The following is a 24,461-nucleotide window of genomic DNA, read 5'->3' as shown; positions in this document are numbered from 1 at the left end:
ATGGATTCTACACTTTCTTTACAATCAAATTTATATCCGCGCGTAACACCTGCGGGTGCCTATTATGCTGTTTCGAGTAACGTACCGAGTGCGAGTAGAACTTTGCTGCATGGTTTGTTGCGTGCCTCCGGCAATGAAACTGCTAGCACTGATAATCTTTTGGCATGGGCTGAAACTGATGATGCCGATTCTGCGCTAAATTTGCTTTACCGTTTGCAAAGACTTGAGTTTTTGTATGGAGATGAACAGCCGGTATATCAAGAATTTAGTATGACGGATGATCAGCTTCCCGAATTGCTGGCTCAATTGTCAAGTGTTGGTAAAGCTTTGTTGGCAGATGCAAACGGTCTGTATTTTGCCAATGCGGGCTTTCATCATGAAACTGCGGAAGAAGTTGGTTTGATGTCCAGCGAGGTTGCCACTTTGGGTGAAAAGCACCAACTTCTGGTAAAAAATAATCTCAATATCCACCATAATGCATGGGGTATTTGCGATCCTTCGGGACAAACTGAATTAACTTTTTTCCCTTTGTATGCAGGGAAAGTGAAACTGGTCTTGGTAGTTGCCGGTATGCCCGATTTGAATAAGGAAGCATTTGTTTCCTTAATTAAAGTGTTATGCAATAGATATGCTTAAATATCGTTTGCATTTTCAATGCGATAAACAGAAATATTTTTGGTATTACGGGTAAATTCTTGATGCTGAAACATCGGCATCCTATATAAAGATACAAATTAATTGGATTACAAGATATGCGTGAACAACTTTTGATTTCGGTATTGAGCGATTTGAATGCAACTTCTGCGGATATTACTGCTTCTGCCGTAATTTCCAGTGACGGCCTGCCGATTGCGACTTTGATTCCGCAAGGTTTGGATCCGGATCGTGTCGGTGCGATGTCGGCAACCTTGCTGGCTTTGGGAAGTCACGCTGCCAATGAGCTCAATTGCGGTGATTTGGATCAGGTCATGGTTAAAGGCAAAAACGGCTATATTCTCTTAAACCAAGCCGGCCCCGATGCCGTATTGGCTTTAATTGCCAACGAAAGCGGTAAGCTCGGATTGATTTTGCTGGATGCCAAGCGTGCGGCGAAACATATTGCCGACATTATTTGATTTCGCTTGCATGAAGCTTGGTAGCTGATTGAAATAATATGTGTGTTTAGCTTTGCTTGAATTTGAGTAGTGCGTTCGTTTACAATTTGCGCCCTCGGTTTAGCTTGGTTGGATATCTGATTAGGCACGCAATATGTCTCATAATATACGGCATATGCGTGCTTTTTCGCGAAGATTGAAATTATTAGGATTTTTTAGAATGACTATTCCCGCTCTTCTTGTTCTTGCCGACGGCAGCGTATTTCACGGACGGTCTGTCGGTTACCAGGGTAATGCGTCTGGCGAGGTTGTGTTCAATACATCCATGACCGGATATCAGGAAATCCTGACCGACCCTTCATACTGCAAACAAATTGTCACGTTGACCTATCCCCATGTCGGCAATACGGGCATCAATACTGAAGATGTCGAATGTAAAACTGTATGCGCCTCCGGTTTGATTATTCGGGATTTGCCTTTATTGGACAGCAACTTCCGCTCAACAGAAAGTTTGCGAGAATTTTTGGTGCGTAATAAAACGGTGGCGATTGCAGATATCGACACGCGCAGGCTGACCCGCATTCTGCGTGACAAAGGCGCACAGGCCGGAGCCATCTTGACGGGCGATCAGGCTGACGAAACTTGTGCCGGAGAGTTGATTGCCGCATTCGGCAGTATGGTAGGGAAAGACTTGGCCAAGGAAGTGAGCTGTCGCGAACCGTATGAGTGGACGGAAGGAGAATGGGTGCTTGGTAAAGGTTTTGTAACGCCGCAGGAGCAGCCTTATCATGTTGTCGCCTACGACTACGGTGTCAAAACCAATATTCTGAGAATGCTTGCTGCGCGCGGATGCAGGCTGACTGTCGTTCCTGCGCAGACACCGGTAAAAGAGGTTCTGGCTATGAATCCTGACGGTGTGTTTTTATCAAACGGCCCCGGCGATCCCGAAATGTGCGACTACGCAGTTTCAGCAGTGAAAGAGCTTTTGGACAGCGGCAAGCCTGTTTTCGGTATTTGCCTCGGCCATCAGTTGTTGGGTTTGGCTTTGGGCGGGAAAACGAAAAAGATGCCTTTCGGCCATCACGGCGGCAATCATCCCGTTCAGGATTTGGACAGCGGCAAAGTGATGATTACCAGTCAAAACCACGGATTCGAGGTAGATGCGGACACTCTGCCTGAGGGTGTCAAAATTACCCATCGTTCGCTGTTTGACGGTTCGTTGCAGGGCATTGAATTGGTCGGTCGGCCGGTGTTCAGCTTTCAGGGGCATCCGGAGGCAAGTCCCGGGCCGCACGATGTTGCGCCGTTGTTTGACAAATTCATCGGCAACATGAAGGCGGCTGTCGGCCGTTAAACGGTTTTCAGACGGCCTTAACACAGCTTAGGCCGTCTGAAAACAATATGAACGAATCCATCAGGGAAAGAAAAAAGCAGCCGAAACAGGCTGCTTTTTAAAATGGTCGGAATGAGAGGATTCGAACCTCCGACCCCTTCGTCCCGAACGAAGTGCGCTACCGGGCTGCGCTACATTCCGTAAAGAAGCGTGGATTATAGAGAGATACTTCTGTTTTGGCAAGGGCGTCATGCCTGCAAGACGAAAATTGTCGGGCGTTTTTTCAGATTCGGTAAAGCGTCGGCCAGGCGCCATTCTGAAACCTGTCGGCTGGCAATCAGCTGGGTGGGCAGCGTCAGGTCGCAGGCGATGCACAGCCGGGTATCGGGGTGTAGCGAGGAGATGGCGTCGGCCAACAGGGCGTCGTTCCGATAAGGCGTTTCGATAAACAGCGCTGTTTCATTGTGCGTGCGCGAATGCCGTTCCAAAGTTTTCAGCGCTGCAATGCGCTCGTTTTTTTCAGAGGGCAGATAACCTTTGAATGCGAAATTCTGGCCGTTTGCGCCCGATGCCATCAGCGCCAGCATAATGCTGGACGGGCCGACCAGCGGCTGCACGGTAAAACCCTGCTTGTGCGCCAGTGCGACCAAATCGGCGCCCGGATCGGCAACGGCAGGGCATCCGGCTTCGCTGAGCAGGCCCATGCTGCGTCCTTCCCGTAAAGGCTGCAGAAGGTCTGGAAGGGTTTGGCGGTCGGTATGTCCGTTTAAGGTTTGCAGATTCAAATCGCGGACAGGGGTGATGATGCCGAGATGTTTCAGGTGTGCACGTGCGGTTTTTTCCGCTTCCACGACAAAATCGGTCAGGCTGGTAATGGCGGCTTGTTCGTGCGGCAGCAGACAGGGCGTGTCGGGCGTGCCCAGCGGGGTGGGAATCAGATAGAGCGTAGACATGTTTTCGGTCGGAAATGGTTGGCGGAGTGTTTTCAGACTGCCTCAGAGAATATCGACGCCTTCCGCTTGGAGAAAATCGATCAGGCGGAAGAGGGGTAGGCCGATCAGGGCGTTCGGATCGCTGCTTTCGACCTTTTGCAGCAGGGCGGCGCCCAAGCCTTCGCTTTTGGCCGCGCCCGCGCAATAAACGGCATCGGGCTCGCGTTGCAGGTAGCGGGCGATTTGTCCGGCAGACAGTTCCCGCATGGTGACAATGGTTTTGTCTACATGATGCCTAAGGCCGTCTGAAAGCGTGTTGAGCAGGCAGACCGCGCTGTAAAACTCAATCTGTTTTCCGCCCAGCTCCGACAGCATCTGTTGCGCGTTTGCGACGTTCATCGGTTTGCCGAGCTGCCGGCCGCCGCAGAAGGCGACTTGGTCGGCACCGATAATCAGCGCGGCAGGAAAACGCTCCGCCAGCGAGCGTGCTTTGCCGACGGCAAGACGCAGGGCGGTGTCGGCTGCCGCTTCGTCCGGCAGAGGCGTTTCGTCAAAATCGGGAGAGGCTGTCTGAAATGACAACCCCAGCTTTTTCAACTGCTCTTGGCGGAAAACGGAACTCGAACCGAGAATAATAGGCAGCGTGCGATTCATTTTTGTAAAAACATTGACGTTGAACGGCTTGGATTATATCATGCGCGGTCTATGTTAGAGCCTGATTTGATTGACCCCCTGGCGTTTGCCGCCGAGAAGCGCGAGCTTCGCGGCAGCCTGTCTCCCACCGAGATGGACGAGCGCGTAAGGTCGCACGAATATTTAGCCGGAAACACGGCGCCGTTGCAGATTGTGCTGCGCGGCAGCAAGGACAAATGGCAGCGTCCCTTTTTGGATTTGCATGTGGGCGGCAGTATGCCGCTGGTGTGCCAATGCTGCATGAAACCTGTCGAGTTCGAGCTGGACGAAAACGCGCACATCGTATTGTTTGCCGACGAAGGTAGGTTGGACGAAGCCATGTTGTCCGACGACGAGTTGGAAGGCATGGTGGCGGAGCGGGAAATATCGGTGCGTACGTTGGTGGAAGACCAGATTCTGATGGCGATGCCTTATGCCCCGCGCCACGAAAATTGCGGCGTGCCGACCGGGGCGGCAGATTCGGGCAGGCCCAATCCCTTTGCGGTATTGGCCGGGCTCAAAAGCAGCAAATAATTTTTCTATCATTCTTTTAGGAGCTTGAAATGGCCGTTCAACAAAACAAAAAATCCCCCTCCAAACGCGGTATGCACCGTTCGCACGACGCGCTGACCGCGCCCGCCCTGTCTGTCGATAGCGCAACCGGCGAAGTGCACCGCCCTCACCACATTTCGCCCAACGGCATGTACCGCGGCCGCAAAGTTATGAAAGCCAAAGGCGAATAAGCCGGAGGCGGATGAAAAACGGAAATCCGTCTGCGGGTTTCCGTTTTTGTTTTCGGTATTTTTCAGCAAGCAGCGGAAAGACGATTATGGTCAAAAAAATTTGGTATACCTACGACGAAATCCATCAGGTATTGAAACAGTTGGCGGAAAAAATCCTCGCGGGCGGCGTGCAATACGATGCGATGATCGCCATCGGCGGCGGCGGCTTCATTCCGGCACGCATCCTGCGCTGCTTTCTCAATATCCCGATTTATGCGGTGACTACAGCCTATTACGCCAACGATTTCGGCTATGAAACCAACGACGAAATCAAAAAAATCCAATGGCTCGATCCGATGCCGGAAACGCTGAAAGGCAAAAACATTCTGGTTGTCGACGAAGTGGACGATTCGCGCGTCACATTGGAATTCGTGCTGAACGAATTGAAAAAAGAAGATTTCGGCGAAATCGGCGTGGCCGTGCTGCACGCGAAAATCAAAGAGAAAACAGGCAAGCTGCCCGAAGGCATCCACTATTTCAGCGGCATCACCGTTGAGGACTGGTGGATCAACTACCCGTGGGATGCCGACGACATCGTCGCGCACAACATCCTTGCCGCAGAAAGCAAAAAGGCGGACTGAGGCCGTCTGAAAACAACACGGCGCCGCCGCTGCGCCGGACAACCGGCCTTGGCGCCGGCAAGTGGAGAAAACCTATGATTACCTTGGCTGTTGACGCCATGGGCGGCGATGCCGGGCTGGCGGTTACCGTTCCCGGCGCCCTGTCTTTTTTACGCCAGCAGAGCGGTGTTTCCCTGTTGATGGTCGGTGACGAAACGCAAATCCGCCAGGCTTTGCACGGCGCGGGCGCGCTTGCCGACAGAATCCGCATCATTCCCGCCACACAGGTGGTGGAAATGGACGAGCAGCCCCAGCTGGCGTTGAAAAACAAAAAAGATTCCTCAATGCGCGTTGCCATCAACCAAGTCAAAGACGGCTTGGCGCAGGCTGCCGTATCGGCGGGCAACACCGGCGCGCTGATGGCCACCGCCCGTTTCGTGCTGAAAACCATACAGGGCATCGAGCGTCCGGCGATAGCCAAATTCATACCGTCCAAAGACAGCCACATGACGCTGGTGCTCGATCTGGGCGCAAACGTTGATTGCACGCCCGAGCAGCTCGTGCAGTTTGCCGTGATCGGCAGCGAACTCGTCCACGCCCTCTATCCCGAAAAGGGCAGTCCGCGCGTCGGCCTGCTCAATGTCGGCACGGAAGACATCAAAGGCACGGACACCGTTAAACAAACCTTCAAACTCCTGCAAAGCAGCAAGCTCAACTTTATCGGCAACGTCGAAGGCGGCAGCATTTTCGACGGCGAAGTCGATGTCGTGGTGGCCGATGGCTTCGTCGGCAACATCGTGTTGAAAACCATCGAAGGCACGGTGCGCTTTATGGGCACGGCCATCAAGCAGGAATTCCAAACCAGCCTGCTGACCAAACTTGGCGCGCTGGCCGCCATGCCCGCCCTGAAAGGCTTCAAAAACAAACTCGACCCGCGCAAATTCAACGGCGCAATCTTTCTCGGCTTGCGCGGTGTCGTCGTCAAAAGCCATGGCGGCACCGATGCCGTCGGCTTCAGCTACGCGCTGGAAGAAGCCTTCCACGAAGCCAAAGCCGACAGTCTGGCGCGCATCCAGGAAGGCGTGGCCGGACAGCTCGCCTTTCTCGCCGAGAAAAAACTCGAGTCCGAACAGGCAGCCATCAATATCGACTGAACAGGCCGTCTGAAAAACAGGTATGATGCCGCGCAGCGCCGCAAGCCTTTGTGGCAACGACACGACAGAGGCCGTCTGAAAAACGCAGATGCTTTCAGACGGCCTCTTTGCAAAATCCGCCCGGACGCCCCGAACGGCAGCCGCGGCCGAAATCCCGACAGGTTCCCACCTTCCCAATATTGCGAAAGGAACACACCATGCAGTATGCGAAAATTTTAGGCACGGGCAGCTACCTGCCCGCCAAACGCCTCAGCAACGACGATCTCGCCAAAACCGTCGACACTTCCGACGAATGGATTACCACCCGCACCGGCATCAAATTCCGCCACATCGCCGCCGAAAACGAAAAAACCAGCGACCTTGCCGTAGTGGCGGCGCAGCGTGCATTGGCCGACGCGGGCGTAGGTGCGGACGAAATCGACCTCATCATCGTCGCCACCGCCACCCCCGACATGCAGTTTCCCGCCACCGCCACCATCGTCCAGCACAAACTCGGCATCGCAGGCTGCACCGCTTTTGACGTGCAAGCCGTCTGCGCGGGCTTTATGTACGCACTGGTAACCGCCAACGCCTACATCAAAAGCAACATGGCACGGAAAGTGCTGGTGATCGGAGCAGAAACGTTCAGCCGCATCCTCGATTGGAACGACCGCACCACCTGCGTGCTGTTCGGCGACGGCGCGGGCGCGGTCGTGCTCGGCGCATCCAATGAGCCGGGCATCATCCACGGCAAATTACAGGCCGACGGCAGCTATCTCGACCTGCTCAAAGTGCCCGCGCAGATGGCGGGCGGACAAATCTGCGGCAACCCCTATATCGAAATGGACGGGCCGGGCGTGTTCAAATTTGCCGTCAAAACCCTGGCCAAAGCCGCCGAAGACGTGCTGGCAGAAGCGGGATACGCCGCAGAGCAAATCGATTGGATTGTGCCGCACCAGGCCAACAAACGCATTATTGACAGCACGGCCAAGCATCTGGGCATCGGCATGGACAAAGTGATTCTCACCGTTCAGGATCACGGCAACACCTCCGCCGCCTCCATCCCGCTGGCGCTGGACGAAGGCATCAGAAGCGGCCGCATCGTGCGCGGGCAAAACCTGCTGCTCGAAGGCATAGGCGGCGGATTCGCCTGGGGCGCGGTGCTGCTGCGCTACTGAAAACCAACCGAAATATCCGGCATTTGTGTGCCAGGCGGGCGGATGGCGGCAGAGGACGGAAAATTTAACAAACCCTAACACATATACCGCTCAACATCTATTGCAACCGTTCGTCTGGCGTGTATAATGCGCAACCAAGCCGAGCGGTTATTTTTTCGGATAATCGGTGCAGGCAATAATAATTAACCATACATAATTACGGAGTATTCAAAATGCAGGCAATCCAACATTACGGCATCGTCATCTCATGGTTTCAAGACAAACAGCTCGGCGTCGTGCGCGACAAAGACGACACTGATTCGCGCCTGCTGCTTTTGGCGGCAGACCTGCCCGCAGGCTACCGTGAGCCCAAAGTAGGCGACGAAATTACCTACATTGTCGGCATCGACGACAAAAACCGCCCTTGTGCCCTGTCGCCTGCGCCCGTCGTCCAGGCCAACCCCGCCGCCCGCGTAGGTGATTTGGTCAGGGAAGGCGACATCGTCCGCATCAAAGTCGGCATGTGGGACATCAAGAAAAACGGCGGCTTCGGCATGCTTGCCAGCGAACCCGAAATCCCCGTCTTCGCCCTCGGCCAGCACCTCAACCAATTTAGCGTGCCGCAGGTCGGCGACGTGCTCAAAGGCCGTCTGAAACGCCACAACAACGGCCAATGGCTCTTAACCGACATCGACATCCTCTATCCCGAAACCGAACAATAAAAGGGCAGAGCGGCCGTCTGAAAAGCACCATCCGCCGATAGAAGGACAAAACCCTTTCTGATACACTTCGCGCCATCGCATCCTGCCTGCGGTGGCGTTTTTACCGTCGGCACACGCCCGCCAAACAACATAGATAAAGCTTTCAGACGGCCTCCGCAGCAGGAGCAAGCAGCGAAAGGCCGTCTGAAAGCGAAGTGAAAACCCGTTTCGCACAAGGAAACCCCATGTCTTTCGCATTCTTTTTTCCCGGACAAGGCTCGCAAAGCCTCAACATGATGGACGGCTTCGACGGCGCCCCCGCCGTGCGCCAAACCTTCGACGAAGCCTCCGCCGCCCTCGGCCAAGACCTGTGGGCGATGATGAACGGCAGCGATGCCGAACTCATCGGCCAAACCGTCAACACCCAGCCCCTGATGCTCGCCGCAGGCATCGCCGCCTACCGCGCCTATCTCGCCGCAGGCGGCAAAGCACCGCAGGCCGTAGCCGGACACAGCCTCGGCGAATACAGCGCACTGGTTGCCGCCGGCGCGCTCGATTTTGCCGACGCCGTCCGCCTCGTGCGCCTGCGTGCCGAGCTTATGCAAAACGCCGTGCCGCAGGGCGTCGGCGCGATGGCCGCCATCCTCGGCCTTGAAGACGCGCAGGTCGAAGCAATCTGCGCCGCCGCCGCGCAGGGCGAAGTCGTCGAAGCCGTCAACTACAACTCGCCCGGCCAAATCGTGATTGCCGGACACGCCGCCGCAGTCGAACGCGCCATGGCCGCCTCCAAAGAAGCGGGTGCCAAACGCGCCCTGCCGCTGCCCGTGTCCGTCCCCTCACATTGCAGCCTGATGAAGCCCGCTGCGGAAAAGCTGGCCGCAGCCCTTGAAAGCGTCTCCGTGGCCGCGCCGAAAATCCGCGTTATCCACAACGCCGATGTCGCCGCCCACAGCGATCCCGCCCAAATCAAAGACGCCCTCGTGCGCCAGCTTTACAGCCCCGTGCGCTGGACGGAAACCGTCAACCTGCTCGTTTCAGACGGCCTCGCCGAATCCGCCGAATGCGGGCCGGGCAAAGTGCTCGCAGGCTTGGCCAAACGCATCAACAAAGACGCCGTCTGCACCGCCCTCACCGGCAGCGCCCAAGTCGAAGCCTTTATCGCCGCCCATTCTTAAAGAGACAAAAGGCCGTCTGAAACACGTTCAGATGGCCTCACGCTTTCCACCCGACCATTACAGGAGAACGCACCATGAACGCCATCCACATCATCATCACCGCCCTTGTCGGTTTCGTCTTCGGCTTTATCGCCGCCCGCTTCGCCCTGCGCGGCGGCAAAGGCGAACAGGAAAAACTCCAAACCGAACTTGACGCCGTGCAGCAGGCATTCGATGCCTACCGCAGCCGCGTCGACCGCCATTTCGCCGACACCGCCGACGCCGTCGACGAACTCAACCGCAGCTACCAAAACGTTATCCGCCACCTCAGCGGCGGCGCGCAAAACCTGATGGGCGAAGCCGCCCTGCGCGAGCAACTGGAAAGACGCGGCGGCAAAACCGTCACCGTCGGCTATCTCGCCGAAGAGGGCGGACAAAATGCCGCAACGGCCGAGCCGCAGCCGCCCCGCCAAGAAGAGAGGCCGTCTGAAAACCCCGAAGCCGACACCGAACCGCAAACACAGCCCGCACAAAACCCCGCAGACGAAACTGCGCAGGCCGAAGCACAGGAGAGGCCGTCTGAAAACAGCGGAGCCGAAGCGCCCGCAGCGCAGGAAAACGGCACGCAAAACGACGGTAAAACCCCCGCCTGAAACCGGCGCGCCCGTTCCGAGCTTCTTTTCCACAACGTTCAGACGGCCTGTATAATGCAGGCCGTCTGAAACCACCGTTTCAAGCATTTTTCAACAAGGAAAACACAATGTCCAAACAACTCATCCTCGTACTCAACTGCGGCTCTTCCTCCCTCAAAGGCGCCGTTATCGACAACCAAAGCGGCGACGTCCTTTTAAGCTGCCTCGGCGAAAAACTCACCACCCCCGACGCCTACATCACCTTCAAGAAAGACGGTCAAAAACACAAAGTCGAACTGGCAGACCGCCACGACCACACCGGCGCCGTCGGCGCCCTGCTCGACGAGTTGAAAAAATACGGCCTCGATGCCGACGTGAAAGCCATCGGCCACCGCGTCGTCCACGGTGGCGAAAAATACAGCGCCTCCGTCCTGATCGACGACGAAGTCATTGCCCAGCTCGAAGCCTGCATCCCGCTCGCCCCCCTGCACAACCCCGCCAACCTCACCGGCATCCGCGCCGCCCAAGCCATCTTCGCCGGCCTGCCCAACGTCGCCGTGTTCGACACCGCCTTCCACCAAACCATGCCCGAGCGCGCCTACACCTACGCTGTGCCCCGCGCCCTCTACAAAAACTACGCCTTCCGCCGCTACGGCTTCCACGGCACCAGCTTCCGCTTCGTCGCCCCCGAAGCCGCCCGCATCATCGGCAAAGACATCCAAAACAGCCGCCTCATCATCGCCCATCTCGGCAACGGCGCGTCCATCACCGCCGTCAAAAACGGCGAATCGCAAGACACCAGCATGGGTTTCACCCCCCTCGAAGGCCTCGTCATGGGTACACGCAGCGGCGATGTCGACGCCAGCGTCTTCCCCTTTATGGCCGCCAACGCGGGCATGAGCGTCGAAGAAGTGGCCGACCTCCTGAACAAAAAATCCGGCCTGCTCGGCCTGTCCGAACTCTCCAACGACTGCCGCGTCGTTGAAGAAGCCGCTGCCGAAGGCCACGAAGGCGCCAAGCTGGCGATGGACGTCATGACCTACCGCCTGGCCAAATACATCGCCTCCATGGCCGTTGCCACCGGCGGCATCGACGCGCTGGTGTTCACCGGCGGCATCGGCGAAAACTCCGACGTCGTCCGTGCCAAAACCGTCGCCCACCTCGGCTTCCTCGGCCTGCACATCGACGATGCCGCCAACACCGACGTGCGCTTCGGCAAAGAAGGCATTATCAGCCCTCAAGGCCAAACGCCCGCCGTCGTCGTCGTGCCGACCAACGAAGAACTCATGATCGCCCACGACACCGCCGCCCTCTCCGGCCTGTAAACCGCGCAAGCACACAGAGGCCGTCTGAAAAGCCCGAACCGCCGCTTTCAGACGGCCTCTCACACATCCCCGACAGCAAAAAAGGAAATCCCATGTCTTTGCAGCAAACCATCGAAACCGCCTTTGAAAACCGCGCCGACATCAGCCCCGCCACCGCATCCGCCGAAGTGAAACAGGCCGTTGAAGAAACCCTGCGCCTGCTCGATTCCGGCGAATTGCGCGTTGCCGAGCGCCTCGGCGTCGGCCAATGGAAAGTCAACGAGTGGGCGAAAAAAGCCGTCTTGCTCTCCTTCCGCATCGCCGACAACGAAATCCTGAATGACGGCGTGAACAAATATTTCGACAAAGTGCCCACCAAATTCACCGACTGGAGCGAAGAAGAATTCCGCGCTGCGGGTTTCCGCGCCGTACCCGGCGCCGTTGCCCGTCGCGGCAGCTTTGTCGGCAAAAACGTCGTATTGATGCCCTCTTATGTCAACATCGGCGCCTACGTTGACGAAGGCGCGATGGTCGATACTTGGGCGACCGTCGGCTCGTGCGCCCAAATCGGCAAAAACGTACACCTGAGCGGCGGCGTCGGCATCGGCGGCGTGCTCGAACCCTTGCAAGCCTCGCCCACCATCATCGAAGACAACTGCTTCATCGGTGCGCGCTCGGAAATCGTCGAAGGCGTGATTGTCGAAGAAGGCAGCGTGATTTCCATGGGCGTGTTCATCGGCCAGTCCACCAAAATCCTCGACCGCGAAACAGGCGAAATCCACCAAGGCCGCGTGCCCGCAGGCTCGGTAGTCGTCTCCGGCTCGATGCCCTCCAAAGACGGCTCGCACAGCCTCTATTGCGCCGTTATCGTGAAAAAAGTCGACGCGCAAACCCGCGCCAAAACCAGCGTCAACGAACTTTTGCGCGGCATTTGAGCGTAACCGCGCGGATTTTGTCTGCACAAAGCAAAGGCCGTCTGAAAACCTGTTTGCAGGCTTTCAGACGGCCTTTTTGTGTCTACACGCGTTCCTTGCCATTGGGGAGCACGCGCTTTCGAGGCCGTCTGAAACCCGTTTCGGTTACGCCGAAACTTCGTTTTCAGACGGCCTTTGCCACCAGCTCCGCTATTTTTTCGCTCGCACCCCGATGCCGCGCGACAAAGTCGGCGGCGCGGGCGGCAAAGCGGGCGCGTTCGGCTTCGCTTTCGAGCCACTGCCGCGCCGTGTCCAGCCATTCTTCCGCGTCCGCCACCTGATGCGCCGCGCCCGCAGCCTGCGCTTCGGCGCAGACGGCGGCGAAGTTGTAGGTGGAAAAACCGAACATCACCGGCTTGCCGCAGGCCATCGGCTCGATGGGGTTTTGGCAGCCGCTGTCCACCAGACTGCCGCCGACAAATACCGCATCGGCCATCGCGTAATAGGCGTAAAGCTCGCCCATGCTGTCGCCTATCCATACCTGCGTGTCGGCGGCTATCGCTTGGCCGTTGCTGCGCCGCTGTGTGCGGAAACCGAGCGACAAGGCCGTCTGAAACGCGTCATCGAAGCGTTCGGGATGGCGCGGCACGACAACCAGCAGCGCATCGCCGCGGTATTCCCGCCACGCGCGCAGCAGCAAAGCCGCTTCGTCTTCGCCGTGGTAAAAACGCGTGCTGCCGCACACCAGTACCTTGCGCCCGCCCGCCAGTGCGCGGAACTGTGCGCCCAAGGCGAGCTGATCGGGCGGCGGCGCGATGTCGTATTTGGTATTGCCGCACACCACAGGATCGGCCGCGCCGAGGTTTTTCAGACGGCCTGCATCGGCCGTGCTCTGCGCGTAGCAGCCCGCAAGCGATTGCAGCGCGGGGCGGATGAGGGCGGCGGCTTTTTGGTAGCCGCGCAGCGATTTTTCCGACAGGCGGGCGTTGGCGAGAAACAGCGGAACGCCTTGCGCGGCGCAGGCGGCGGCCAGATGCGGCCAGATTTCCGTTTCCATCAGAATGCCCAAGCGCGGCCGGTGTTCGGCAAGAAACCGCGCGACATATTCGGGCTTGTCGTAGGGCAGATAGCGGCACTGCGCGTCGGGATACAGGCTTTCGGCGGCGGCGCGGCCGGTGGGCGTCATTTGTGTCAGCAGCAGCGGCGCGTCGGGAAACCGGCGGCGCAGCGCGGCCAGCAGCGGCGCGGCGGCGCGGGTTTCGCCGACCGACACCGCGTGCAGCCAAATCGGATGCTGCACGGGCGCGGGATGTGGCGCGCCGAAGCGTTCGCCCCAGTGTTCGAGATAGGCGGGATTTTTGCGCGCGCGGCGGCGCAGATAGCGGCGGATCAGCGGCGGCGCGATGCGCCACAGGCTGCGGTAGAGAAAGGGGAGCAACATAAAAAGAGGCCGTCTGAAAGTGTAGTTTCAACGAAGTTAAAAAGCGTATTGTAGCTTTTAATTTCATTGAAGCTGCGCTTTCAGACGGTCTTTCGCTTAAACGGTTTTGCCGCAGACCAAATCCGTCTGCGGCTTCGGCAGTGTGTAAAAGGGTGGGGCGGAGGGCGGGAAAAAGGCCGTCTGAAACGGTGTTCAGACGGCCTTCTTGATGCTGCCGCTCAGGCTTGTGCCGCGCTGTCGGCTTCGTCGTCGTTGCCCGCTTCGGCTGCGGGCTTGGGCGCGCCGCGCACGTTTTTGTTTTTCTCTTTGTGTTTGATGAGGGCTCTGTCGAGTTTGTCCATCATGGCGTCGATGGCGGCGTACATGTTTTCCTGATCGACGGTTTCGACGTGGAGGGTTTTGCCGGAGAGGTGGGCGTCGGCCTCGGCTTTGTTGTTGAGTTTGTCCAGCGAGAGGGTGACGGTAACGGATATCAGGTTGCCTGCGTGGCGGCTGATACGGTTGAGCTTGAGCGCGACGTGTTCTCTGACGGCTTCGCTGACGTCGAAATTCAAACCGGTGATTTTCAAGTTCATAGTCTTACTCCTTCGTTGGGGTTGAGGCCGTCTGAAAGGTTCAGGCGGCACGGAAAAACTATATCTTGCGCTGGTGTGCCGGTGCGATGCCCAAGCTTTCGCGGTATTTGGCGACGGTGCGGCGGGCGATGTCTATGCCTTGCAGTTTGAGCAGTTTGGATAGGGCTTCGTCGGAATGGGGGTTGGTTTTGTCTTCGTTTTCTATCAGTTGCGCCAGTACGGCTTTGACGGCTCTCTGGCTGGTGCCTTCCTGCCCGTCTTCGGCGTTGACGGCCTGTGTGAAGAAATAGCGTAACGCAAACAGGCCGCGCGGGCAAGCGAGATATTTGTTGCCGGCGGCGCGGGAAACGGTGCTTTCGGCCAGCCCCAAATCGGCGGCGGCGTCTTTGAGCAGCATGGGAGTGAGGCCGATTTCGCCGAAGACGAAGAAGTCTTCCTGATGGGCGACGATGTATTCGGCCAGGCGCACGACGGTGCTTTTGCGCAATTCGAGGCTGTCGATTTTCTGTTTGGCTTCCTGGATTTTTTCGCGCCACACTTCGTCTATGCCTTCTTCTTTGAGGGCGTCGGCCAGTTCTTCGTTGAGGGCGATGTGCGGCCAGGCAGCTTCGTTACCGACTACTTCCCAGCCGTTTTCGCCTTCGCGCACGAAGACGTCGGGCTGGATGAAGGCGGTGGGTTCGGCGGCGGCGAAGCCGTAGGCGGGATAGGGGTTGAGGCTGCCGATGAGGTCAAGGGCGGATTCGATGATGTCGCTTGTGTAGTCGGGCAGGGCTTTTTTGAATTTTTCGACGTTGCGGCTGCTGCTGCGGTTGAGTTCGTCGAGAAAGCGGCTGACGATTTGTCCGGCGCACTGGCGCGAGGGGCTGGCGGGCAGGCGTTGCAGTTGCAGCATGAGGGATTCGCGCAAATCGGCGGCGCCGACGCCGGGGGGATCGAAGTTTTGCAGGTGGTCGATGGCGGTTTGGATGTCGTCTTCGTCGAGCATCCATTCGAGGGGGGTGTGTTCGACGATTTCTTCGGGGGTGTCGGTGAGGTAGCCCTGGTCGTCGAGAAAGTCGATGACGATGTGGACGTGGGCGGCTTCTTCTTCCGACAGGGGGTGTTCGCAGACCTGTTTGTGCAGGTAGCGGTTGAAGTCTTCTTCGTCGGCAACGGTTGCCCATACGTCTTCGGCTTCGTCGCCGCCAATTTGGTTGCGGGAGGAGACGGCGGCGGAGAGGTGCTGCGGTTCGAGACGGCCATCGTCGGCGGGTTCGCGCCTTTCGAGCAGGGGGTTGTCCTGCAACCAGTCGTCTACTTCGCGTTCGAGTTCGAGCCCCGACATCTGCAAAACGCGCAGCGACTGCTGCAAGCCCTGGTTGAGCTGCTGCGTCTGTTTGAGTTTGAGATGGAAGGATTGTCCGCCCATAATGCTTTGTTTTCGTTGTTTTAATAATGGAAGTTTTCGCCGAGGTAGACGGCGCGCACCTGTTCGTTTTCCACCAGTTCTTGCGGACGGCCGGTGGCCAGCACCGCGCCGTCGCTGATGATGAAGGCTCTGTCGCAGATGCGCAGGGTTTCGCGCACGTTGTGGTCGGTAATCAACACGCCGATGCCGCGCGATTTGAGAAAACCGATGATTTTCTGGATGTCGATCACGGCAATCGGATCGACGCCGGCAAAGGGTTCGTCCAGCAGGATGAAGCGCGGCTGCATGGCCAGCACGCGGGCGATTTCGACGCGCCGCCGCTCGCCGCCGGAGAGGGCGGGGGCGGGGCTGTGGCGCAGGCGTTCGATGTTGAGGTCGGAGAGGAGGCGTTCGAGTTCGCCGTCGATGCGGCTTTTGTCTTTGATGCTGATTTCGAGGATGGCGCGGATGTTTTGTTCCACGGTCATTTTGCGGAAAATCGACGCTTCCTGCGGCAGGTAGCCCACGCCCATGCGCGCGCGTTCGTGTATCGGCAGATGGCGCAGCTCGCGCCCGTCCAGCGTGATGCTGCCCGCGTCGGCGGCAATCAGGCCGACGATCATATAGAAACTGGTGGTTTTGCCCGCGCCGTTGGGGCCGAGCAGGCCGACGACTTCGCCGCTTTCGATGTCGAGCGAGAAATCTTTGACGACTTGGCGTTTTTTGAAGGTTTTTTGCAGGTTGCGGGCAACCAGGCGGCTGTTTTCTGCTGACATATTTTGACGGGTGTTTTTTTATGATGTTTCTTTATTGTACTGTGTTTTCAGGCCGTCTGAAAACCTGCGGCGGCTTTTCAGACGGCCTCTGCGGATTGGTCTATAATTCCGTTTTTTCCCCGTTTACCAAGGATATTCTGTCATGAAACTGCTCGTTATCGGCGGCGGCGGCCGCGAACACGCGCTGGCGTGGAAGCTGGCGCAGTCGCCCGATGTGGAAACCGTTTTCGTCGCACCCGGCAATGCGGGTACGGCCGTCGAGCCAAAGCTGCGCAATGTGCCGCTCCTGCCGCACGCGGGGCTGATTGCCTTTTGCCGCGCCGAAAAAATCGCCTTTACCGTTGTCGGCCCGGAAGCGCCGCTGGCGGCGGGCATCGTCGACGATTTCCGCGCCGCCGGACTGCCCGTGTTCGGCCCCACCCGCGCCGCCGCGCAGCTCGAAAGCTCGAAAGACTTTGCCAAAGCCTTTATGCAGCGCCACGGCATTCCCACCGCGCAGTACCAAACCTTTGCCGATGCTGAAGCGGCGCATGCCTACATCCGCGAAAAAGGCGCGCCCATCGTGATTAAGGCCGACGGTTTGGCGGCGGGCAAGGGCGTGATTGTCGCCATGAACGAAGACGAAGCGCACGCCGCCGTGGACGATATGCTGCTGGGCAACAAAATGGGCGACGCGGGCGCGCGGGTTGTGATTGAAGATTTCCTGCGCGGCGAGGAAGCCAGCTTTATTGTGATGGCCGACGGCGACAACGTGCTGCCGATGGCCACCAGCCAAGACCACAAACGCCTGCTCGACGGCGACCTCGGCCCGAACACCGGCGGCATGGGTGCGTACAGCCCCGCGCCCGTCGTCACGCCCGAAGTGCACCGCCGTGTGATGGACGAAATCATCCTGCCCACCGTGCGCGGCATGAAGGAAGACGGCATTCCGTTTACCGGCTTTTTATACGCCGGGCTGATGATCGACGAAACCGGCGCGCCCTTTGTTATCGAGTTCAACTGCCGCTTCGGCGACCCCGAAACCCAGCCGGTGATGAGCCGACTCGACAGCGACTTCGCCGCTCTTGTGCAGGCGGGCATCGAAGGCCGTCTGAACGAAGCGTCGGCCGAATGGAAGCCGCAAACCGCCGTCGGCGTCGTCCTTGCCGCCGCAGGCTATCCCGACAGCCCGCGCAAACGCGACATCATCGAAGGCATAGACGAAGCCAACGAAACCGGCAAAGTCTTCCACGCGGGCACGGCCTTTGCCGAAGGTGGGCGCACCGCCACCAACGGCGGCCGCGTCCTCTGCGTCGTCGGCCTCGGCGACAGCGTGGAAGAAGCGCAGCAAACGGCCTACCGCGCCGTGGAAAAAATCCGCTTCGAGGGCATGCAGTACCGCAAAGACATTGCCGATAAGGCCGTCAAACGCTGATTAAGCGTACAAGGCCGTCTGAAAGCGCCGCCCAAGCTCTGCACCGTTTTTCAGACGGCCTCTTTTCCACATCTCCCGCGCCGCAGGCCGTCTGAAAGACGTGCGGCGCCGTTTTCCCGCAAGGAGCGCCATGCATATCCGCGATCTCTCCCGCATCCGCCACAACACCAAAATCATCGCCACCCTCGGCCCCGCCAGTTGCAATGTCAAGTTGCTGCGCGACATGATTGCCGCAGGCGGCCTGAACATCGTCCGCCTCAATTTCAGCCACGGCACGCCCGAAAGCCACCGCGCCGCCGCCGAAACCGTGCGCGAAGCCGCGCGGCAGGCCGGGCAGGAAGTCGCCCTGATGGCCGATTTGCAGGGGCCGAAAATCCGCATTGGCAAAATCGCGGGCGGCGGCCTCGACGTGCGCACGGGCGATATGCTGGTGTTCGACGCCGCCTATGAAGGCGAAGGCGGCCGCGAACGCATCGGCCTCGACTACCGCGAACTGCCCGACGACGTGCAGCCGGGTGACGTCCTCCTGCTCGACGACGGCCTGCTCGCGCTGACCGTGGATTCCGTGTCCGGCAGCGAAATCCGCGCCGTCGCCGAAAACGCCCGCTTCCTCAAAAGCGGCAAAGGCATCAACAAACGCGGCGGCGGCCTCAGCGCCGGTTCGTTCACCGAAAAAGACTTCCGCGACCTCAACACCGCCCTCGACATCGGCTGCGACTATCTGGCCGTCAGCTTCGTCAAAAACGCCGAAGACATGAAAATCGCCCGCGACCTCGCCGCCGCAGGCGGGAAGGGCGGCCTGCCTCCCGGGCTGGTTGCCAAAATCGAGCGCATCGAAGCCGTGCGCAACCTCGACAGCATCATCGAAGCTTCAGACGGCATCATGGTGGCGCGCGGCGATTTGGCCGTGGAAGTGGGCAACGCCGCCGTGCCCGCCCTGCAAAAACGCATGATCCGCCGCGCCCGCGAGCTGCGTCGTTTCAGCATCACCGCCACGCAGATGATGGAATCGATGATTACCAACCCCGTTCCCACCCGCGCCGAAGTCAGCGACGTCGCCAATGCTGTGCTCGACGGCACGGACGCGGTGATGTGTTCCGCCGAAACCGCCGTCGGCGCCTACCCCTTTGAAACCGTGCGCCAAATGGCCGCCATCTGCGCCGCCGCCGAAAAAGAGCAGGACTCCCTCATCGGCACGGTAGACGATTTCGACGACAGCCGCCGCACCGACCACGCCATAGCAGGCGGCGCGGTGCACGTCGCCCGCGAAGTAGACGCCAAAGCCATCGTCACCCTTACCGAAAGCGGCACAACCGCCTTCCAAATCAGCCGCTACGGCATCCAAATCCCCATCTATGCCCTCACACCGCACCCCGCCGCCCAGCGCCGCATGGCCATGTACCGCGGCGTGCGCCCCCTGCATCTGCAAACCAGCCTCCACCGCGACACCGCACTCGAACAGGTCGAAGCCGAACTCGTCAAACTCGGCATCCTCAAAAGCGGCGAGCGCTACATCATCACCAGCGGCACCAAAATGCGCGAATCGGGCAGTACCGACACCCTGCAAATCATGTGCGCCAAATAAAGCGGGCGGGGCAGGGGGTGGCCGTCTGAAAAAGTTTCGGCTTTCAGACGGCCTATCCCTTATAATGCCCGCCCGCTTGCATACGCTTTTCAGACGGCCTCCCATCTTCCATGAAGTCCGTCTGAAAACCATAGGAATCCGACACATGAAATTCATCGACGAAGCCAAAATCGAAGTGGCCGCAGGACGCGGCGGCAACGGCGCAACCAGTTTCCGCCGCGAAAAATTCGTACCGCGCGGCGGCCCCGACGGCGGCGACGGCGGACGCGGCGGCAGCGTGTACGCCGAAGCCGACGAAAACACCAACACCCTCGTCGAATACCGCTTCGTCAAACGCTACCAGGCCAAAAACGGTGAAAAAGGCCACGGTTCCGACCGCTACGGCGCAGGCGCAGACGACATCGTGCTCAAAATGCCCGTCGGCACCCTTATCCGCGACCTCGATACCGACGAAATCGTCGCCGACCTCACCCACCACGGTCAGCGCGTCTGCCTCGCGCGTGGCGGCAAAGGCGGCCTCGGCAACATCCACTTCAAATCCTCCGTCAACCGCGCCCCCAAACAATCCACCCCCGGCGAAGAAGGCGAAGCCCGCTCGCTGATGCTCGAACTCAAAGTGCTGGCCGACGTCGGCCTGCTCGGCATGCCCAACGCCGGCAAATCCACCCTGATTACCGCCGTATCCGCCGCCCGCCCCAAAATCGCCGACTACCCCTTTACCACGCTGCACCCCAATCTTGGCGTGGTGCGCATCGACGAAAACCACAGCTTCGTGATGGCCGACATCCCCGGCCTGATTGAAGGCGCGGCCGAAGGTGCAGGCTTGGGACACCGTTTCCTCAAACACCTCTCGCGCACCGGCCTTTTGCTGCACGTGGTCGACCTCGCCCCCTTTGACGAAGCAACCGACCCCGCCGCCGAAGCCCTCGCCATCGTTCACGAGCTGAAAAAATACGACGAAGAACTGTTCGACAAACCGCGCTGGCTGGTGCTCAACAAACTCGATATGCTGGGCGAAGAAGAAGCCCAAGAACGCGCCGCCGCCTTTCTCGAAGCCATCGGCTGGGACTATCCCGAACCCGACGACCGCTTCGGCTTCGACATGACTACCCCGCGCCTCTTTAAAATCAGCGCCTTAACCCATCAGGGTACGCAAAACCTGGTGCACCAAATCGGCCAATACCTCACCGAAAAAAAACGCCTTGCCGCCGAAGCCGAAGCCGCCGAAAAAGTCGCTGCCGACATCGCCGCCGCACAGCCGCAGACGGATACTTCGGTGTTGAAGGCGGAGTGAACAACGGCAAAGGCCGTCTGAAAGGTTTTCAGACGGCCTTATGCCCGACAGCCACGCAAGGACAAACATGATTACGCCCGAACAAATCCAAGCCCTCAAGCGCAAACAAGACACCCTGCAAAGCCTCTACCGCGCATGGATGGCCGAAAAGCGCAAATACACATCGGTGTATGTCGGCGACGAGTACGGCAATATTGTGGAATTACAGCCGGACGGTACGGAAAAGATAGTCGAATATGCAAAACACCCGTCCTAAGGCAGTGTTTTACTGCGGCACCAACGGCGCGGAAAAATCAACGCTGCGCCGTCTGAATCAGGACGACGTGTCCGTCGTGATCGATTCAGACCGCATTGCTGCCGAACTGAATCCCGCCAATCCGCGTGCGGCCGATATGGAGGCAGGTAAAAAGGCGCTGCGTCTGTTCCGTCAGGCTATCGAAAGCCGCACCTCTTTTTCACTGGAATCCACTTTGGTCGGCGTTTCGTCGCTAAAAAGGATGCAGACCGCCAAAGCGGCCGGGTTCCATATCATTTTGAACTATATCGGCCTGTCTTCTCCCGAACTGAACGTCTGCCGCGTAGAAGAACGCGTCCGCAACGGCGGCCACCGGATCGATCCCGGTTTGATCCGCAAACGATTTAGCGAAAGCCTGCGCAATCTGCAAACCGCTGTCGGATATGCCGACGAATGTTTTATCTTTGATAACACATGGTTTGAGCCGGTGTTGCAACTGTGGATTAGCGGCACGCACTATTTGAAACGCGAAAGGCCGTCTGAATGGATACGGCCGATAGAACAAGCCATATTGGCGAGAAAATTGATATTTGAAGATTTTCTGCCTGCCGACGGACATTAGATTTTCCATCATCCAACATAAAACCCATGCTAAACCTCTACAACACCCTTACCCGCCAAAAAGAAGCCTTTTCCCCCATCGACCCGAAAAACGTGCGCATGTACGTGTGCGGCATGACGGTTTACGACTACTGCCATCTCGGCCATGCCCGCGTGATGGTGGTGTTTGACATGATTGCCCGCTGGCTGCGCGAGTGCGGCTATCCGCTCACTTATGTGCGCAACATCACCGACATCGACGACAAAATCATCGCCCGCGCAGCGGAAAACGGCGAAACCATCGGCGATTTGACCGCGCGTTTTATCGCGGCGATGCACGAAGATGCCGACGCGCTGGGCGTGCTGCGCCCCGATCTCGAGCCGAAAGCCACCGAAAACATCGCCGAGATGGTTGCGATGATTGAAAGCCTGATTGCACGCGGTAAAGCCTATCCGGCGGCCAACGGCGACGTGTATTACGCCGTGCGCGAGTTTGTCGCCTACGGCCAGCTTTCGGGCAAATCGCTCGATGATCTGCGCGCGGGCGAACGCGTGGAAGTGGACGGTTTCAAACGCGACCCGCTGGATTTCGTGTTGTGGAAGGCAGCTAAAGCGGGCGAACCGGCGTGGGAAAGCCCGTGGGGGCAGGGCCGTCCGGGCTGGCACATCGAATGCTCGGCCATGAGCGAAAAACTGTTCGGCGACACATTCGACATTCACGGTGGCGGCGCGGATTTGCAGTTCCCCCACCATGAAAACGAAATCGCCCAAAGCGTCGGCGCAAGCGGGCATACCTGCGGCCACGACCATGCGGTAACGCACCACGGCAAACCCGTTGCCAGCCATGTGAAATACTGGCTGCACAACGGTTTTATCCGCGTGGACGGCGAAAAAATGTCCAAATCGCTGGGCAACTTCTTCACCATCCGCGACGTATTGAAACAATACGACCCCGAAGTCGTGCGCTTTTTCATCCTGCGCGCCCACTACCGCAGCCCGCTGAACTATTCCGACGCGCATCTTGACGATGCCAAAGGCGCACTCACCCGCCTTTACACCGCGCTCAAACACACGCCGTCGGCCGAATTTGCCTTAAGCGAAAACGCCAACGACTACACGCGCCGCTTCTACGCCGCGATGAACGACGACTTCGGCACGGTCGAAGCCGTAGCCGTATTGTTTGAACTCGCGGGCGAAGTGAACAAAACCCAATCGGCCGAACTGGCCGGCTGCCTGAAAGCCTTGGGCGGCATCATCGGCCTGTTGCAGCGCGACCCGACCGAATTTTTACAAGGCGGCGCAGTTTCAGACGGCCTCTCAAATGAAGAAGTCGAAGCCCTCATCGCCCAACGTCGCCAAGCCCGCGCGGACAAAAACTGGGCGGAATCCGACCGCATCCGCGACCTGCTCACCGCGCAAAACATCATCCTCGAAGACGGCGCGGGCGGCACAAGCTGGCGGCGCGGTTAAATCAGCGTTTGGCAAAAAGGCCGTCTGAAACCTGCTTTTAAGGTTTCAGACGGCCTTTTTGTTGAGCAGAATGCGGGGCAGGGCGCTTGTGCCTGCATCATCGGCAGAGGCCGTCTGAAAAACCCATGCCTTTCAGACGGCCTTTCCCGTTTTCAGACGGCCTCAATCCTCATATTTCGTACTATGCGACCACTCGTCCCACGCCGCCATTTCCGCTGTCACTTTGCCCATTTTGCGCTCCATCGCCACGAAGCTGTCGGCGCCCAGATAGATGCGTTTGGGCGGGTTGTCGGCGGCGGCGAGCGCGATTAGGGCGCGGGCGGCTTTGGCGGGGTCGCCGCTTTGGTTCAGGCGGCGGTAGTTTTCTTCGTATTGGCGCACGCTGGTGTAGTCGGCGATCGGCTGTTGCGGGAAGCGTGCGGAGCCGCCGAGAAACGAAGTGCGCAGTCCGCTGTGGCAGACGGCGGTGGCGCGCACGTTGAAATCGCGCCCTTCGTCGTCCACGGCTTCGGTGAGCATGATGACGGCGGCTTTGCTGGCGCTGTAAATCGCTTGGCCGGGGTCGGTAACGCTGCCTGAAATGGACGAAATATTGAGAAAACGCCCGCTCTTTTGCGCGCGGTAAACGGGCATCACGGCGCGGATGACGTTCATCATGCCGAAGACGTTGATGTCAAAATTGGCGCGGATTTCGGCATCGGACAGCTCTTCAATCGCGCCGACGAGAATGTAGCCCGCGTTGTTGACGGTTACGTCGATGCGCCCGAAGCGTTCGGTGATGGCGGCGATGCCGCGGCGGATGTCGGCTTCATCGGTGAGCGCCATGGTGAGCGCGAGCAGGTTTTCGTTGTCGCCGACTTCGGCGCGCAGTTTGTCGGCATTGCGCGTGGTGGTGGCGACGCGGTGTCCTGCGGCGAGCAGGGCTTTGACGAGTGCGAGTCCGAGACCGCCGGACGCGCCGGTTACGAGCCAGACTTGGGATGGGTTTTGGGGATTCCTTTCGGGGTTGGGGTTGAAAAGGGTTTCAGGCTGCCTTTGAGGCCGTCTGAAATTTGTCGGGCAACTGCGTTCCCTCTCCCGCTCGCGGGGGAGGGCTAGGGTGGGGGCTTATGCCGCTTCGGCAATGTTTGCAGGGTTTCTACGCAAAGCACTTCTGCGAACTGCCACCCCCACCCCGACCCTCCCCCGCGCGGCGCTGTACAGACCGGATACATAGGTAACACCTGTGCGGGGACATGGGTAACAGTTTTTCGGGCAGTTTAGCAGAAGTCGTTCAGGTCAATCCGGCCGAGGCGGTAGAAGCAGAAATAGAC

The 24,461-nt window shown here is 58.6% G+C and carries 25 protein-coding genes, 1 tRNA gene and 1 pseudogene; 19 read left to right on the top strand and 8 right to left on the bottom strand.

The features are described 5' to 3' along the window. The 3 genes from ACLD9W_RS04580 (at position 1) to carA (ending at position 2,448) form a co-directional block, all read left to right on the top strand. The gene (locus ACLD9W_RS04580; RefSeq protein WP_410840910.1) at positions 1 to 636 is read left to right on the top strand and encodes a peptidase M23; all 636 of its coding nucleotides are present in this window, start codon (positions 1 to 3) and stop codon (positions 634 to 636) included. Between the two features lie 116 nt (positions 637 to 752). Then, positions 753 to 1,115 carry a roadblock/LC7 domain-containing protein gene (locus tag ACLD9W_RS04575; protein WP_410840909.1) on the top strand — a complete coding sequence of 121 codons (363 nt, stop codon included), beginning with the start codon at positions 753 to 755 and terminating at the stop codon, positions 1,113 to 1,115. A 199-nt stretch (positions 1,116 to 1,314) separates the two neighbouring features. Next, positions 1,315 to 2,448: a glutamine-hydrolyzing carbamoyl-phosphate synthase small subunit gene (gene carA / locus ACLD9W_RS04570; RefSeq protein ID WP_410840908.1), complete on the top strand. Its 1,134-nt coding sequence runs from the start codon at positions 1,315 to 1,317 to the stop codon at positions 2,446 to 2,448. A 103-nt stretch (positions 2,449 to 2,551) separates the two neighbouring features. Here the strand turns inward: carA and ACLD9W_RS04565 are convergent. From ACLD9W_RS04565 to ACLD9W_RS04555, 3 genes are all read right to left on the bottom strand, one after another. Then, positions 2,552 to 2,628: transfer RNA gene (locus ACLD9W_RS04565), tRNA-Pro, on the bottom strand. A 47-nt stretch (positions 2,629 to 2,675) separates the two neighbouring features. Continuing rightward, positions 2,676 to 3,380 (bottom strand): SAM-dependent methyltransferase, encoded by a 705-nt coding sequence (locus ACLD9W_RS04560; RefSeq protein ID WP_410840907.1) that lies wholly within the window; start codon positions 3,378 to 3,380, stop codon positions 2,676 to 2,678. Between the two features lie 42 nt (positions 3,381 to 3,422). Further along, a complete protein-coding gene (locus ACLD9W_RS04555; RefSeq protein ID WP_410840906.1) occupies positions 3,423 to 4,013 on the bottom strand; it encodes a Maf family protein in 591 nt (196 codons plus the stop codon). A 51-nt stretch (positions 4,014 to 4,064) separates the two neighbouring features. Between ACLD9W_RS04555 and ACLD9W_RS04550 the strand changes: the two genes are divergently transcribed. The 10 genes from ACLD9W_RS04550 to dapD all read left to right on the top strand — a co-directional run bounded on the left by ACLD9W_RS04550 (position 4,065) and on the right by dapD (position 12,389). After that, positions 4,065 to 4,565 (top strand): YceD family protein, encoded by a 501-nt coding sequence (locus tag ACLD9W_RS04550; protein ID WP_410840905.1) that lies wholly within the window; start codon positions 4,065 to 4,067, stop codon positions 4,563 to 4,565. Between the two features lie 29 nt (positions 4,566 to 4,594). After that, positions 4,595 to 4,774 (top strand): 50S ribosomal protein L32, encoded by a 180-nt coding sequence (rpmF, locus tag ACLD9W_RS04545; protein WP_003773931.1) that lies wholly within the window; start codon positions 4,595 to 4,597, stop codon positions 4,772 to 4,774. 86 nt (positions 4,775 to 4,860) lie between these two features. Then, entirely contained in the window at positions 4,861 to 5,394 is a 534-nt protein-coding gene (locus tag ACLD9W_RS04540) for a phosphoribosyltransferase (protein ID WP_410840904.1), read from the top strand. Positions 5,395 to 5,468: 74 nt separating this feature from the next. Continuing rightward, complete coding sequence (plsX, locus tag ACLD9W_RS04535; protein ID WP_410840903.1) at positions 5,469 to 6,527, top strand: phosphate acyltransferase PlsX; 1,059 nt, start codon at positions 5,469 to 5,471, stop codon at positions 6,525 to 6,527. Positions 6,528 to 6,724: 197 nt separating this feature from the next. After that, positions 6,725 to 7,684: a beta-ketoacyl-ACP synthase III gene (locus tag ACLD9W_RS04530; RefSeq protein WP_410840902.1), complete on the top strand. Its 960-nt coding sequence runs from the start codon at positions 6,725 to 6,727 to the stop codon at positions 7,682 to 7,684. A 212-nt stretch (positions 7,685 to 7,896) separates the two neighbouring features. Further along, the gene (locus tag ACLD9W_RS04525) at positions 7,897 to 8,385 is read left to right on the top strand and encodes a hypothetical protein (protein WP_410840901.1); all 489 of its coding nucleotides are present in this window, start codon (positions 7,897 to 7,899) and stop codon (positions 8,383 to 8,385) included. Between the two features lie 224 nt (positions 8,386 to 8,609). After that, a complete protein-coding gene (fabD, locus tag ACLD9W_RS04520) occupies positions 8,610 to 9,539 on the top strand; it encodes an ACP S-malonyltransferase (RefSeq protein ID WP_410840900.1) in 930 nt (309 codons plus the stop codon). A 74-nt stretch (positions 9,540 to 9,613) separates the two neighbouring features. Next, complete coding sequence (locus ACLD9W_RS04515) at positions 9,614 to 10,171, top strand: YhcB family protein (protein ID WP_410840899.1); 558 nt, start codon at positions 9,614 to 9,616, stop codon at positions 10,169 to 10,171. A gap of 107 nt (positions 10,172 to 10,278) precedes the next feature. Continuing rightward, positions 10,279 to 11,475, top strand: coding sequence for an acetate kinase (locus tag ACLD9W_RS04510; protein WP_410840898.1), 1,197 nt, complete (start codon positions 10,279 to 10,281; stop codon positions 11,473 to 11,475). 92 nt (positions 11,476 to 11,567) lie between these two features. After that, on the top strand, positions 11,568 to 12,389 hold the full coding sequence (dapD, locus tag ACLD9W_RS04505) for a 2,3,4,5-tetrahydropyridine-2,6-dicarboxylate N-succinyltransferase (RefSeq protein WP_410840897.1): 822 nt from the start codon (positions 11,568 to 11,570) through the stop codon (positions 12,387 to 12,389). 163 nt (positions 12,390 to 12,552) lie between these two features. Here dapD and waaA read toward each other — a convergent pair whose 3' ends face one another. The 4 genes from waaA to lptB all read right to left on the bottom strand — a co-directional run bounded on the left by waaA (position 12,553) and on the right by lptB (position 16,550). Beyond that, a complete protein-coding gene (waaA, locus tag ACLD9W_RS04500; protein ID WP_410840896.1) occupies positions 12,553 to 13,809 on the bottom strand; it encodes a lipid IV(A) 3-deoxy-D-manno-octulosonic acid transferase in 1,257 nt (418 codons plus the stop codon). A 218-nt stretch (positions 13,810 to 14,027) separates the two neighbouring features. Beyond that, complete coding sequence (gene hpf / locus ACLD9W_RS04495; RefSeq protein ID WP_410840895.1) at positions 14,028 to 14,384, bottom strand: ribosome hibernation-promoting factor, HPF/YfiA family; 357 nt, start codon at positions 14,382 to 14,384, stop codon at positions 14,028 to 14,030. Positions 14,385 to 14,442: 58 nt separating this feature from the next. Then, the gene (rpoN, locus tag ACLD9W_RS04490) at positions 14,443 to 15,795 is read right to left on the bottom strand and encodes an RNA polymerase factor sigma-54 (protein WP_410840894.1); all 1,353 of its coding nucleotides are present in this window, start codon (positions 15,793 to 15,795) and stop codon (positions 14,443 to 14,445) included. Positions 15,796 to 15,815: 20 nt separating this feature from the next. Then, the gene (gene lptB / locus ACLD9W_RS04485; protein ID WP_410840893.1) at positions 15,816 to 16,550 is read right to left on the bottom strand and encodes an LPS export ABC transporter ATP-binding protein; all 735 of its coding nucleotides are present in this window, start codon (positions 16,548 to 16,550) and stop codon (positions 15,816 to 15,818) included. Between the two features lie 142 nt (positions 16,551 to 16,692). Here lptB and purD point away from each other — a divergent pair, with 142 nt between their 5' ends. The 6 genes from purD to cysS all read left to right on the top strand — a co-directional run bounded on the left by purD (position 16,693) and on the right by cysS (position 23,148). Next, a complete protein-coding gene (purD, locus tag ACLD9W_RS04480) occupies positions 16,693 to 17,964 on the top strand; it encodes a phosphoribosylamine--glycine ligase (protein ID WP_410840892.1) in 1,272 nt (423 codons plus the stop codon). A gap of 130 nt (positions 17,965 to 18,094) precedes the next feature. Continuing rightward, positions 18,095 to 19,549 (top strand): pyruvate kinase, encoded by a 1,455-nt coding sequence (pyk, locus tag ACLD9W_RS04475; protein WP_410840891.1) that lies wholly within the window; start codon positions 18,095 to 18,097, stop codon positions 19,547 to 19,549. A 145-nt stretch (positions 19,550 to 19,694) separates the two neighbouring features. Further along, a complete protein-coding gene (obgE, locus tag ACLD9W_RS04470; RefSeq protein WP_410840890.1) occupies positions 19,695 to 20,843 on the top strand; it encodes a GTPase ObgE in 1,149 nt (382 codons plus the stop codon). 40 nt (positions 20,844 to 20,883) lie between these two features. After that, positions 20,884 to 21,099 (top strand): hypothetical protein, encoded by a 216-nt coding sequence (locus ACLD9W_RS04465; RefSeq protein ID WP_410840889.1) that lies wholly within the window; start codon positions 20,884 to 20,886, stop codon positions 21,097 to 21,099. Next, complete coding sequence (locus tag ACLD9W_RS04460) at positions 21,080 to 21,700, top strand: zeta toxin family protein (protein ID WP_410840888.1); 621 nt, start codon at positions 21,080 to 21,082, stop codon at positions 21,698 to 21,700. The genes ACLD9W_RS04465 and ACLD9W_RS04460 overlap by 20 nt, the downstream gene beginning before the upstream one ends. 26 nt (positions 21,701 to 21,726) lie before the next feature. Then, positions 21,727 to 23,148: a cysteine--tRNA ligase gene (cysS, locus tag ACLD9W_RS04455; protein WP_410840887.1), complete on the top strand. Its 1,422-nt coding sequence runs from the start codon at positions 21,727 to 21,729 to the stop codon at positions 23,146 to 23,148. Positions 23,149 to 23,310: 162 nt separating this feature from the next. Here the strand turns inward: cysS and ACLD9W_RS04450 are convergent. After that, positions 23,311 to 24,111: pseudogene (locus tag ACLD9W_RS04450) on the bottom strand (SDR family NAD(P)-dependent oxidoreductase); the annotation flags it as partial. Positions 24,112 to 24,461: the final 350 nt, after the last annotated feature.

Source organism: Neisseria sp. WLZKY-1, assembly GCF_046546535.1.
GTDB lineage: Bacteria > Pseudomonadota > Gammaproteobacteria > Burkholderiales > Neisseriaceae > Neisseria.
This window is presented reverse-complemented; position numbering and strand designations above follow the sequence as displayed.

What these genes read in the sequence shown, in the direction of transcription:
- ACLD9W_RS04580 (WP_410840910.1), top strand. Translation starts at nt 1, where the DNA reads ATGGATTCTACACTTTCTTTACAATCAAATTTATATCCGCGCGTAACA.
- ACLD9W_RS04575 (WP_410840909.1), top strand. Translation starts at nt 753, where the DNA reads ATGCGTGAACAACTTTTGATTTCGGTATTGAGCGATTTGAATGCAACT.
- carA (WP_410840908.1), top strand. Translation starts at nt 1,315, where the DNA reads ATGACTATTCCCGCTCTTCTTGTTCTTGCCGACGGCAGCGTATTTCAC.
- ACLD9W_RS04560 (WP_410840907.1), bottom strand. Translation starts at nt 3,380, where the DNA reads ATGTCTACGCTCTATCTGATTCCCACCCCGCTGGGCACGCCCGACACG.
- ACLD9W_RS04555 (WP_410840906.1), bottom strand. Translation starts at nt 4,013, where the DNA reads ATGAATCGCACGCTGCCTATTATTCTCGGTTCGAGTTCCGTTTTCCGC.
- ACLD9W_RS04550 (WP_410840905.1), top strand. Translation starts at nt 4,065, where the DNA reads ATGTTAGAGCCTGATTTGATTGACCCCCTGGCGTTTGCCGCCGAGAAG.
- rpmF (WP_003773931.1), top strand. Translation starts at nt 4,595, where the DNA reads ATGGCCGTTCAACAAAACAAAAAATCCCCCTCCAAACGCGGTATGCAC.
- ACLD9W_RS04540 (WP_410840904.1), top strand. Translation starts at nt 4,861, where the DNA reads ATGGTCAAAAAAATTTGGTATACCTACGACGAAATCCATCAGGTATTG.
- plsX (WP_410840903.1), top strand. Translation starts at nt 5,469, where the DNA reads ATGATTACCTTGGCTGTTGACGCCATGGGCGGCGATGCCGGGCTGGCG.
- ACLD9W_RS04530 (WP_410840902.1), top strand. Translation starts at nt 6,725, where the DNA reads ATGCAGTATGCGAAAATTTTAGGCACGGGCAGCTACCTGCCCGCCAAA.
- ACLD9W_RS04525 (WP_410840901.1), top strand. Translation starts at nt 7,897, where the DNA reads ATGCAGGCAATCCAACATTACGGCATCGTCATCTCATGGTTTCAAGAC.
- fabD (WP_410840900.1), top strand. Translation starts at nt 8,610, where the DNA reads ATGTCTTTCGCATTCTTTTTTCCCGGACAAGGCTCGCAAAGCCTCAAC.
- ACLD9W_RS04515 (WP_410840899.1), top strand. Translation starts at nt 9,614, where the DNA reads ATGAACGCCATCCACATCATCATCACCGCCCTTGTCGGTTTCGTCTTC.
- ACLD9W_RS04510 (WP_410840898.1), top strand. Translation starts at nt 10,279, where the DNA reads ATGTCCAAACAACTCATCCTCGTACTCAACTGCGGCTCTTCCTCCCTC.
- dapD (WP_410840897.1), top strand. Translation starts at nt 11,568, where the DNA reads ATGTCTTTGCAGCAAACCATCGAAACCGCCTTTGAAAACCGCGCCGAC.
- waaA (WP_410840896.1), bottom strand. Translation starts at nt 13,809, where the DNA reads ATGTTGCTCCCCTTTCTCTACCGCAGCCTGTGGCGCATCGCGCCGCCG.
- hpf (WP_410840895.1), bottom strand. Translation starts at nt 14,384, where the DNA reads ATGAACTTGAAAATCACCGGTTTGAATTTCGACGTCAGCGAAGCCGTC.
- rpoN (WP_410840894.1), bottom strand. Translation starts at nt 15,795, where the DNA reads ATGGGCGGACAATCCTTCCATCTCAAACTCAAACAGACGCAGCAGCTC.
- lptB (WP_410840893.1), bottom strand. Translation starts at nt 16,550, where the DNA reads ATGTCAGCAGAAAACAGCCGCCTGGTTGCCCGCAACCTGCAAAAAACC.
- purD (WP_410840892.1), top strand. Translation starts at nt 16,693, where the DNA reads ATGAAACTGCTCGTTATCGGCGGCGGCGGCCGCGAACACGCGCTGGCG.
- pyk (WP_410840891.1), top strand. Translation starts at nt 18,095, where the DNA reads ATGCATATCCGCGATCTCTCCCGCATCCGCCACAACACCAAAATCATC.
- obgE (WP_410840890.1), top strand. Translation starts at nt 19,695, where the DNA reads ATGAAATTCATCGACGAAGCCAAAATCGAAGTGGCCGCAGGACGCGGC.
- ACLD9W_RS04465 (WP_410840889.1), top strand. Translation starts at nt 20,884, where the DNA reads ATGCCCGACAGCCACGCAAGGACAAACATGATTACGCCCGAACAAATC.
- ACLD9W_RS04460 (WP_410840888.1), top strand. Translation starts at nt 21,080, where the DNA reads ATGCAAAACACCCGTCCTAAGGCAGTGTTTTACTGCGGCACCAACGGC.
- cysS (WP_410840887.1), top strand. Translation starts at nt 21,727, where the DNA reads ATGCTAAACCTCTACAACACCCTTACCCGCCAAAAAGAAGCCTTTTCC.